This is a genomic window from Frankia sp. CeRuru1 (assembly GCF_977966315.1).
Window position 1 is genome coordinate 1 of the sequence record NZ_CDWWEW010000260.1, and the last position, 7216, is coordinate 7216.

Sequence of the window (7216 nt, forward strand, 5' to 3'; positions counted from 1 at the left end):
CGGTGCCGCCGCCCCCGGCGGGCAGCCCCGCCCGGGAGACGACCATCCGGTAGGCAGTGAGCCAGGCGGTCGGCAGGCAGGCGGCCTCCTCCCACGACAACCCGGCGGGCTTCGGGATCAGGTTGCGCCGCGGCACGGCGACCCGCTCGGCAAGGGTTCCCGGGTACAGCTCGGACAACAGGGTCCGCTTCGGGTCCAGCGTCTCGTCCCCCCCGCCCGCTGCCGGATCACCGATCACGCTGTGGACGATGACCTCCTGCCCGTCGGGGGTCACCCCGGCGGCGTCACAGCCGAGAATCATCGGGAGCCGATCCGCCGGCAGGCCCACTCCACGCAGGCTGAACAGGTCGTGATGGTTGAGCGAGGCGGCCCGCACCGTGACGGTGACCCACCCGTCGAGCGGCGCGGGTTCGGGCTGCTCCCCGATGGCCAGGCCGTCGAGCGGAGAATCGGGGTGGAGGGACACGGCCGCGGCGGCTAGCACCCTTCGAACCTACGGCTACCGGCGTGCAGACGCGAGCGAGGCCGACCGGCGCGGATCCGCTCAGGACAACCGACAGGCGACGCCACGGACGAAGGGGACCATCCGGGCCGGCAACCGCGCCTGCCACGCCGGTGTGCTGAACTCGACACCGTGGGAACAACAAGGGTGGACGTCCAATGGTAAACGGGCCGTGGTGACCCACGAGGACATGCCCGACTCGCCGCGCAGAAACGGGTCGAGCCGGCGGCTGGGCTGGCGCCGCCGACACCCCGCGCCCATCCCGGAGGCACCCGCGACGGTCATCGTGGACGGCATACCGGTCATCACGGTGGCTCCCGCCGACTTCGTGTGCTGCTCGTACAAGGGATGTGGGACCCTGCGCCCGCTCGCGGAGGCGGCGGAGAACCGGCCCTGCCCGGGATGCGGCCGGGTCTGAGAGCACGCGGTCTCGCAAACGGCCCGGGAACGCGGCTCAGGGACCCGCAGCGGGACGCGGGGCCTCGACCGTCTAGGGGGGAGACCCCGCGTGGCACGGGCCCCGTGGAGACGAGCAGGGACCCCGGAGAAGGTGCACCGGGATCCCTGGACGTCCTTGGCCGGCACGCCGACGATCAGCCGGCGCCGGCCCTCGTCAGCGGCGGGCCACCCCGTCCGCCCGCGCGGCCGCGGCCGTCGCCGCGGCAACGGCCGGGGCGACCCGGTCGTCGAACACGCTCGGGATGATGAGATCCTCGGCCAGCTCGTCCGCGATCACCCCGGCGAGCGCCCTCGCGGCGGCGAGCTTCATGCCCTCCGTCACGCGGCTGGCCCGGACGTCGAGCGCTCCCCGGAAGATTCCGGGGAAGGCGAGGACGTTGTTGATCTGGTTCGGGTAGTCGCTGCGACCGGTCGCCACGATCCGCGCGTACTTGTGGGCGACCGCCGGGTCGATCTCGGGATCGGGGTTGGCCATCGCGAAAATGATCGCCTCTGGCGCCAGGGTGGCGACCGCTTCCTCCGGGACCTGCCCGGCGGACAGCCCGAGGAAGACGTCGGCGCCGGCGAGCACGTCGGTGATGGACCCGGTCAGGCCGGCACGGTTGGTCTCGGCGGCGAGCGCGGCCTTGCTCGGGGTGAGGTTGTCCCGACCGGCGTAGAGGATGCCGCGGCTGTCACCGACCGCGATGTCCCCGATGCCGGCGGCCAGCAGGATGCGGGCCACGGCGGCGCCGGCGGCACCCGCGCCGGACACCACGGCACGCAGATCACCGAGGGTGCGTCCGGTGAGCTTCGCCGCATTCTCCAGCGCGGCCAGCGCGACGATGGCTGTTCCGTGCTGGTCGTCGTGGAAGACCGGAATGTCGACGCGGTCCTGCAGGAGGCGCTCGATGGCGAAGCAGCGCGGTGCCGAGATGTCCTCGAGGTTGATCCCGCCGAAGCTCGGGGCGAGGCGCGCGACGGTGTCGACGATCTCCTCGACGTCCGTGCAGGCGAGGGCCAGTGGCACCGCGTCCACGCCAGCGAAGTGCTTGAACAGCGCGGCCTTGCCCTCCATCACCGGCAGGGAGGCCGCGGGGCCGATGTCACCGAGGCCGAGCACAGCCGTCCCATCGGTGACCACGGCGACGGTATTCGACCGCCAAGTGTAGTCGTCGGCGAGGGCCGGAGTCTCGGCGATGGCGGTACACACCCGCGCGACTCCGGGCGTGTAGGCCAGGGACAGGTCTTCCCGATTGTTCAGTGGAGCGGTGACGTCGATGCCGATCTTCCCTCCGCGGTGCAGGGCGAACGCGGGATCGTCGTCGGACGGCCGCGGGCTGAGCCCGGCGAGGCCCGACGTGGTGGAACCGAGAGTCGGCTGGTCAGTGGTTGCGGTCACGGAGGTTGCTCCTCGAACGAGCCGCCGGCGGACCCCGCGGCGATCGCGGTCTCACCTGGGCGGCGGCTACAACGTGCTCATATTCCCGTGCGGTGCGTGTTTCGCGGAAAAACAAGCCTGAGCGGTACCGCCTCATCGTGTAAGGCGGGCGATCGACCGGGTGTTGCCCGGGGTTGCTTCCAATATGACACGCGCGGCCGTCTCCGCCCCCGACGGCGCTTCGCCGTCGGCGAACCGACAACGAACGTATCGGCAACGGAAACGAAACATACCACCATGGAGAGGATGTCGGCACCCGAGGGAAGCATCACGTGATCAGAATCTGGGGTCTCCCCCCGGATACCGGCAAACCACCGACACGCCCGCCCGGACCCAAGAAGTAATCCGTGCACAGCGGCACTTTCTGTCGTACTCGGACGATGCCCATTCCGGCAATGACGGTAGCACTCCTGACGATTTCCGTCGGTGGCCGGAACGACGACTCCGGTGCCCCGGCGACGGCGACCCCCGGCATCCTCCGCCGACGGCGCCGTCCCTGGCCAGCTGCCCTAGGAGGTGCGCGACAAGGGCACTCCGACGGTGTGGCGACCAACAGTTCGGACGGTGTGGCGACCGACAGTTCGTACGTACTGAACGAATTTCGTCGACACCGACGGAAGAACCATCGTCAGCATGGATATCGACCTGGCCCGGTCGCTCGCCGGCCGCCCGGCGGGCGAAGGCGCAGCGCGCCCAGATCGCCTTCGGCTCAGCCCCGCCATGACCCGCGTCCGGTTGTTACGACATATCGCTATGTCCTCTTTCACCGACACCAAGGAGCGGGAGAAGCGGGTGGAATTTGTCACCTACTTCACCGCGGCCCCTCCGTCACGGCCGGAGTCCGGGGCCGGCTCGGGTCCGACGCGTGGTCCGGCGTCCTGGGAGGCGCGGGAGCGAACCGGTACCTTCGCACACGTGGAGATCAGCGAACTATCGGTTCCGGACGCCTGGGTGTTCACCCCACGTCAGCACTCCGACAGCCGCGGGACCTTCCTGGAGTGGTTCCGCTCGGACGCTCTCGCCGAGGCGGTGGGACATCCGCTCACCCTGTCGCAGGCCAACCACAGCGTGAGCCGGGCCGGCACGCTGCGCGGAGTGCACTACGCGCAGGTCCCCCCCAGTCAGGCGAAGTACGTGACGTGCGTGCACGGCCGGGTGCTGGACTGCGTCGTCGACATCAGGGTCGGCTCACCGACCTACGGGACGTTCGCGGCGGTCGTCCTCGACGACGTCGACCGGCGGGGCCTGTATGTCGCGGAGGGTCTCGGGCACGCCTTCATGGCGCTCACCGACGACGCCGCGATCTCCTACCTGTGCTCGACCCCGTACACCCCCGGGCGCGAGTACGGGGTCCACCCACTCGATCCCGATCTCGCGCTGCCCTGGCCTGACGATCTCGTACCGTTGCTGTCCGACAAGGACACCGCGGCGCCGTCGCTCAAGGAGGCGGAGGCGGCTAGCCTGCTGCCCGACTATCGCGCCTGCCGGGCCCTGTACGCCGAACTCCGCTCGGCGAGCGCCGCCGGGGACATCCGGTGATCCGGGTGGCCGGCCCCAGAGACGTCAAGGTCGTCCACCACCTGGTCACCGAACTCTCCGCGTACGAGAAGGAGCCGGCCGCCGTCGCCATGACGCCCGCCGATCTCGACACGGCCCTGTTCGGACCGGTGCCGGCCGCCCACTGCCTGGTGGCCACCGCAGACCACCCTGCCGGCGACTCCACCCCACCACAGGTCGTCGGCTTCGCGCTCTGGCACCCGACCTTCTCCACCTGGACCGGCCAGACCGGGATGTACCTCGTTGATCTGTTCGTCCAGCCGGGCCACCGCCGCCGTGGTCACGGGCAGGCCCTGCTCACCACTCTCGCGGCGATCTGCGCCGACCGCGGCTACCGGCGCATGGAATGGGCGGTACTGGACTGGAACGCCCCGGCGCAGGCGTTCTACCGCTCCCTCGGCGCGAGGCCGGTCGAGGGCTGGACGACCTGGCGCATGGGCGCCGGCGCCATCACCGCACTGGCCGGCGTCGGTGCCGGCAGCGCTGCGGCCGGCACCGCCAGAGCCGGCACCGCCAGAGCCGGCACTACCTGAGCCGGCACTACCTGAGCCGGCGACGGCCAGACAGGCCGGATGCAGCAGCTTACGATCACCCGACCTGCGGTACCCATCGGCGGCTGGGTACGGTGGAGTCGGTGGCCGCCGCCCGGCCGCCGACGGAGCGGAAACCATCCGCCCATGCGGGACGTCATGGTCGGGAGCGGAATACTCGACCCGTCGACGGGTGGGAGAGGAACCGCCGAGAATATCATCATCTGATCGACCTTGGTCGGCAGGACACCCGCGAGGCGCCGTCCTCGCACGACGCAGGCTCTTTGGGGGTAGGAACGTGGATCCGACGCCTTCGACCGGCGGCGCGGAGAGCTCCGACACCATCGACAGCCAAACCGCCCACTCAGGCGGCCTACGCGACGTGGTTGCGCTCACCCTGCCCGCCGCGAGCGCCTACCTCACCGTCCTGCGCACGGCGACGGCCTCGCTGGCGGCCCGCCTCGACTTCACTCTCGACGACATCGAGGATCTCCGGATCGCCGTGGACGAGGCGTGCGCCCTGCTGCTCGTCTCGGCCGTGCCGGGTTCCTCGCTGGACTGCACGTTCACCCTCTCGCCGGGGGTAATGCACGTCTTGGTGACGGTCGAGAGCCTGGACGGCGAGCAGCCCTCCGAGGACACCTTTGCCTGGACCGTGCTCAAGGCGCTGGCGGGCGACGTGCAGACCTCGACGGGCCCGGGGTCGCGGGTGAGCATTGCCCTGCAGAAGCGCAGGGGCGTGCGCGCCAGTCTCGGTGAGCCTCCGGCCGGCCACGTCCGGGGGTCGGGTGCGTCCAGAGAGACTCCACTGGGCGACACGGTAGGTACGTCGTGACGTCGACCGGGAGAACTCCGACCCCACCGCGCACGGTACCTGATCACGACGTATCCGGTCGCGACGCATCTGATCATGACCCGGTGTCCACGGTGGACCCGGTAGCGGCGTTGAGTCAACGGGGATCCGTGCTCGACGACCACCCGGGAATCGACAGCGATCTCGGCCCCGAGGTGACGACCCAGGCGCTACCGAACCCGGCGGTGGACGGTACGGCGATCGACGGGGAGAGCGATCGGCCCGACCGCGCGCATTCGCCCGACCGGGCCTTGGCCCGCACCCTGTTCGTCCGCCTCGCCGAGCTACCCGAGGACGATCCCGAACGCTCCGCCGTCCGCGATCAGCTCGTCCGGATGCACCTGCCGCTGGTGGAGTACCTCGCCCGCCGTTTCCGCAACCGGGGCGAGCCGCTCGACGACCTCATCCAGGTGGCCACCATCGGATTGATCAAATCGGTGGACCGGTTCGATCCGGAACGTGGGGTGGAGTTCTCGACCTACGCCACCCCGACCATTGTCGGTGAGATCAAGCGGCACTTCCGGGACAAAGGCTGGGCCATCCGGGTCCCCCGCCGCCTTCAGGAGCTCAAACTCTCCCTGACGAAGGCGACCTCCGAGCTCTCCCAGACGCTGGGCCGCTCCCCCACGGTGAGTGAGATCGCCCGGCATCTGCAGATGAGCGAAGAGGACGTCCTCGAGGGGCTGGAGTCGGCGAACGCCTACTCGGCGGTCTCCCTCGACGCGCCGGACTCCGGCGACGACGAGGCACCCGCCGTCGCGGACACCCTCGGCGTCCAGGACGAGTCCCTGGAGGGCGTCGAGTACCGCGAGTCCCTCAAGCCGCTGTTGGAGAAGCTCCCGCCGCGGGAGAAGCGCATCCTGCTGCTGCGGTTCTTCGGCAACATGACCCAGTCCCAGATCGCGACCGAGCTCGGCATCTCCCAGATGCATGTGTCCCGGCTCCTGGCTCGGACGCTGGCCCAGCTGCGGCGCGGCCTGCTCGAGGACGGCTGAGCGGACCCGTCACCCGGTCCCGCCGCCGCGCCGAGGCGGGACCGCCGGCCCAAGCCCACCGGCCAGCAGCAACGCGACGACGATGACAAGGGGCACGACGAGCAGCGGGATGCCGTAGCCGTAGCGGCCGGACTGCACCAGCCCCCACGCCACCGGCAGGCACAGGATCTGCACGACCAGGGTGGGCGAGCGGAAGGATGCGCCGTTGCGCAGCACGCCTCCCGCGAGGACCGCCACACCGAGCCCGCCGACCATGGCGAGCACCCCACCGCTCTCGGCACGACCCACGTCGTCGATGTCCGGCCCGAAGCCGCGCAGCACCTGCAGGATTCCGAGGGCCAGCAGGGTCAGCGCCTCGATGGCGAGCAGGACGGACGCCACCCGAGTGGGCACGGACGCCGCGCGAGCAGCCTGCCGCAGTGTGCCGAAGCGGCCGGCCGCCGGCTGATCGGGATGACTCGTGGATCCCATATCCCCGACACTACGTTTCCGGGGCCGTCGGCGTTCCCGGGGCCGTCGGCCAGTGCCCCCGGGGACCCTCCGGACGGTGTCCACCGCGCCATCACCCGTCGCACTTCGCGAGGTGTCCGCCGGATTCCAACGGTGTGAGAGTTTTCCCAGCCGGCGACCCGGATGACCAGGCGGACTACGGTGGAGGCATGCGAGGGCTGTTGGTCGTCAACCCCGTCGCCACTGCTACGACCGAACGTGTTCGTGACGTCCTCGCCAGCGCGCTCGCCGCGGACCTCGCCCTGGAGACTGTGGTCACCAAGGGGCGGGCGCACGGGGTGGAGCTGGGGGCCAGAGCGGTCGAACTCGGCGTCGACGTGGTGATTGCGCTCGGTGGGGACGGTACCGTCAACGAGATCATCAACGGACTGCTCCAGAACGGTCCAGTAC

9 protein-coding genes are annotated in these 7216 nt (G+C 70.4%); 6 read left to right on the forward strand and 3 right to left on the reverse strand.

The window, feature by feature from the left end; all coding sequences use genetic code 11:
• Window positions 1–484, reverse strand: a 484-nt coding sequence (locus tag AC08OP_RS17205) for an alcohol dehydrogenase catalytic domain-containing protein (RefSeq protein ID WP_476615124.1), incomplete at its 3' end; no start/stop codon positions are given.
• A 190-nt stretch (window positions 485–674) separates the two neighbouring features.
• Between AC08OP_RS17205 and AC08OP_RS17210 the strand changes: the two genes are divergently transcribed.
• A complete protein-coding gene (locus AC08OP_RS17210) occupies window positions 675–920 on the forward strand; it encodes a hypothetical protein (RefSeq protein WP_462186625.1) in 246 nt (81 codons plus the stop codon).
• A 195-nt stretch (window positions 921–1115) separates the two neighbouring features.
• Here AC08OP_RS17210 and AC08OP_RS17215 read toward each other — a convergent pair whose 3' ends face one another.
• On the reverse strand, window positions 1116–2342 hold the full coding sequence (locus AC08OP_RS17215) for an NAD(P)-dependent malic enzyme (protein WP_476615125.1): 1227 nt from the start codon (window positions 2340–2342) through the stop codon (window positions 1116–1118).
• 954 nt (window positions 2343–3296) lie between these two features.
• Here AC08OP_RS17215 and AC08OP_RS17220 point away from each other — a divergent pair.
• The 4 genes from AC08OP_RS17220 (at window position 3297) to AC08OP_RS17235 (ending at window position 6316) form a co-directional block, all read left to right on the forward strand.
• Window positions 3297–3920 (forward strand): dTDP-4-dehydrorhamnose 3,5-epimerase family protein, encoded by a 624-nt coding sequence (locus AC08OP_RS17220; protein ID WP_476615130.1) that lies wholly within the window; start codon window positions 3297–3299, stop codon window positions 3918–3920.
• Window positions 3917–4471: an N-acetyltransferase family protein gene (locus tag AC08OP_RS17225; protein WP_476615126.1), complete on the forward strand. Its 555-nt coding sequence runs from the start codon at window positions 3917–3919 to the stop codon at window positions 4469–4471. The genes AC08OP_RS17220 and AC08OP_RS17225 overlap by 4 nt, the downstream gene beginning before the upstream one ends.
• A 295-nt stretch (window positions 4472–4766) precedes the next feature.
• The gene (locus tag AC08OP_RS17230; protein ID WP_476591624.1) at window positions 4767–5303 is read left to right on the forward strand and encodes an ATP-binding protein; all 537 of its coding nucleotides are present in this window, start codon (window positions 4767–4769) and stop codon (window positions 5301–5303) included.
• A complete protein-coding gene (locus AC08OP_RS17235) occupies window positions 5300–6316 on the forward strand; it encodes an RNA polymerase sigma factor SigF (RefSeq protein ID WP_476615127.1) in 1017 nt (338 codons plus the stop codon). The genes AC08OP_RS17230 and AC08OP_RS17235 overlap by 4 nt, the downstream gene beginning before the upstream one ends.
• Window positions 6317–6325: 9 nt before the next feature.
• Here the strand turns inward: AC08OP_RS17235 and AC08OP_RS17240 are convergent, their stop codons facing one another.
• Window positions 6326–6787 carry a hypothetical protein gene (locus AC08OP_RS17240; protein ID WP_476615128.1) on the reverse strand — a complete coding sequence of 154 codons (462 nt, stop codon included), beginning with the start codon at window positions 6785–6787 and terminating at the stop codon, window positions 6326–6328.
• A gap of 188 nt (window positions 6788–6975) precedes the next feature.
• Between AC08OP_RS17240 and AC08OP_RS17245 the strand changes: the two genes are divergently transcribed.
• A partial coding sequence (locus tag AC08OP_RS17245) for a diacylglycerol kinase family protein (RefSeq protein ID WP_476615129.1) occupies window positions 6976–7216 on the forward strand: 241 nt, incomplete at its 3' end.

Excerpts from the sequence above, each read along its gene's own strand:
- AC08OP_RS17240 (WP_476615128.1), bottom strand. The coding sequence starts at position 6,787 with ATGGGATCCACGAGTCATCCCGATCAGCCGGCGGCCGGCCGCTTCGGC.